Source organism: Chryseobacterium sp. SIMBA_029 (assembly GCF_046535275.1).
Taxonomy (GTDB): domain Bacteria; phylum Bacteroidota; class Bacteroidia; order Flavobacteriales; family Weeksellaceae; genus Chryseobacterium.
This window is the reverse complement of sequence record NZ_JAWRXA010000433.1, coordinates 1-264: the sequence shown is the minus strand read 5'-3', so window position 1 is coordinate 264 and position 264 is coordinate 1. Positions and strand designations below refer to the sequence as shown.

Annotated in this window: 1 protein-coding gene; it reads left to right on the top strand. The window is 62.9% G+C overall.

The genetic code is table 11. From position 1 onward, the window contains the following. Positions 1 to 264 (top strand): nitrilase-related carbon-nitrogen hydrolase (locus tag SB679_RS24720; protein WP_410704932.1); only part of this gene is annotated, 264 nt, incomplete at both ends.

The following is a 264-nucleotide window of genomic DNA, read 5'->3' as shown; positions in this document are numbered from 1 at the left end:
CACGTTTTTGGCTACCAGTCCCTGGAAGCTGATCTCCTCACGCCAGGCACCTCGTTGCCGGTTGCCGACACACCGTTCGGAAAGACGGCAGGAATCACCTGCTACGACCTCCGTTTTCCGGGGCTTTGGTCAGAGCTGAGCCTCCGCGGTGCAGAGATCGTGATCGTTCCCGCCGCCTGGCCCGCCACGCGCAGGGAGCACTGGAGGCTGCTCACCTCAGCGCGCGCCGTCGAACACCAAGTTTTTGTCATTGCCTGCAACGCC